This is a genomic window from Micromonospora sp. NPDC050417 (assembly GCF_044458865.1).
Lineage (GTDB): Bacteria > Actinomycetota > Actinomycetes > Mycobacteriales > Micromonosporaceae > Micromonospora_G.
Genome location: NZ_JBITIH010000067.1, coordinates 1 through 2,137 on the forward strand (window position 1 = coordinate 1; position 2,137 = coordinate 2,137).

1 protein-coding gene is annotated in these 2,137 nt (G+C 65.6%); it reads left to right on the plus strand.

Features of this window, described 5'->3' with window-relative positions:
- Positions 1–591 precede the first annotated feature (591 nt).
- Entirely contained in the window at positions 592–1,971 is a 1,380-nt protein-coding gene (gene ltrA / locus ACIBF5_RS32665) for a group II intron reverse transcriptase/maturase (protein ID WP_396816749.1), read from the plus strand.
- Positions 1,972–2,137 lie beyond the last annotated feature (166 nt).

The following is a 2,137-nucleotide window of genomic DNA, read 5'->3' on the forward strand; positions in this document are numbered from 1 at the left end:
CTCCTGTGCGTCCAGTAGGGATAGGTGGTTGATCAGATGTTTGGTTGATGGCTTGTTTCGCAAGCTCGTCGTCGCTTGCCGGTGGAAGTCCGGTCCGGGTAACAGCCAGGTGGCCCGGTAGCAGGCTGGCGGTCTCGTCTGGAAACGGGCGGGGGCGAAGCCCAGCGTCAAGCGCCTGAAATGGCGTGCAACCGAACGGTCCGTAGCGTGAATCGAAGCCTGCCGCGTCGTTACATCACCTGCCCGGTAACGGGTGGGGCGAGGGAGTGCCGAGCCCGGAGGAGAAGGGCGAAGGCCATGGAAGCGGTGAAGAGCCTGGAGGCGCAGCCGTGAAGGACTCCCCGGCGTAAGGGGCGCGGAACGTTCGGATAGTGACGGCGGGAACTGGAGAGGCCCTCCCCGGCCCAGCGGGCTGCGCAGTGCTGCTGGAGCGCGGTGACCTATAACCGGCGACGAGCCGGGAAGTGGAAGCCAGCCGGAAGGGCGTCGGAGGTGGTCGTAGTACCGATCGAGCCGACCGGACAACAGAACCGGCGGTGAGGGAAGGGCCACTACTTCGTCGGTGCGTGTTGAGGTAGATGGAGGTGCCCGGTGAGTGCCGTATTGGCTAGTCCCGCCGACAGCGGACGTTCTCCGCTGGACAAGGTGCGTGCCCTGCAACACACGCTGTACCGGACGGCCAAGGCCGATCCCGGACGACGGTTCCACACGCTCATGGACAAGATCCTGCGCAGGGATGTCCTGTGGCGTGCGTGGGTCGCGGTGCGCCGTAATGACGGCGCCCCAGGCATCGACCGCACTACTTTGGCCGCTGTCGAGGAGTACGGGGTTACCCGGCTGCTTGATGAGGTGGCCGCCGAGTTGCGGGAGGGTAGGTATCGGCCGTTGCCCGCGCGTCGGGTGTTCATCCCGAAGCCGGGTACCAGCGAACAGCGGCCGTTGTCGGTCCCCGCGGTCCGGGACCGGATCGTGCAGGCCGCCGTGAAGATCGTGCTTGAGCCGGTCTTCGAGGTGGACTTTCTGCCGTGCAGCTTTGGGTTCCGCCCGAAGCGGGGGCAGCACGACGCTCTTCAAGTCGTCATCGATGAGGCTTGGCGGGGCCGCCGGTGGGTGGTGGAGACGGATATCGCGAACTGTTTCGAGGCGATTCCGAAAGACCGGTTGATGCGAGCGGTCGAGGAACGTGTTGCCGACCAGTCCGTACTCAAACTCCTGCGGGTGATCCTGCGTGCTGGGGTGATGGATGAGGGCGTGGTCCGGCATTCGGTGAACGGAACCCCCCAAGGGGGTGTGATCAGTCCCTTGATGTGCAACGTGTATCTGCACCGGCTCGACCGGGCGTGGGATCGCCGAGCGCATGGGGTGCTGGTCCGGTTCGCTGACGACGTGCTGGTGATGTGCGCTACCCGTGAGCAGGCCGAAACCGCCCTTGCGCGGCTGCGGAGCCTGCTGGCCGAACTCGGCCTTGCGCCGAAAGAGGCCAAAACCCGCATCGTGCACCTTGCGGAAGACGGCCCGGGGTTCGATTTCCTGGGCTTCGGTCACAAGTGGGTGCGGTCGCGGGGCGTGCGGGGCAAGCGCGGTGTCCTGTTCCTGGCCCGCTGGCCCTCGGACAAGGCGATGCAGCGTGCCCGGGACCGGATCCGTGAACTCACGGTCCGGTCGAGGCTGCTGCTCAGTGTCGAAACGGTGGTCGAGGACATCAATGCGTTCCTGCGTGGCTGGGCGGCGTACTTCCGCTACGGCCACTCGACCATCCGGTTCGACAAGATCAGGGATTACGCGATGCAACGGTTGACGCTGTTCATCGGCAAGCGGCACAAACGCGGGCGAGGCTTCGGCATGTCCGTGGTCGCTTACCTGTCGCCGGAGCGGTGTGGCCTGATCGGCCTGAACGGAATTGTTGTCGCACCCAGGGCGAACAAGCCCTGGCGGGAGAAACCGAATGCCGGCGGTGAACGGCGTCGGTGAGCCGTGTGCGGGAGAACCGCATGCACGGTTCGACGTGGCGGGAGCTGGAGCGGTGACGACCTGACCATGGGCACGGGAGAGCGCACAACCGACCGGGAAACCGGCGGCATGCAGGCCCTCGGCCCTACCGTCAGTGATCATCATCTCTCCAGTTCCCGACCCGACT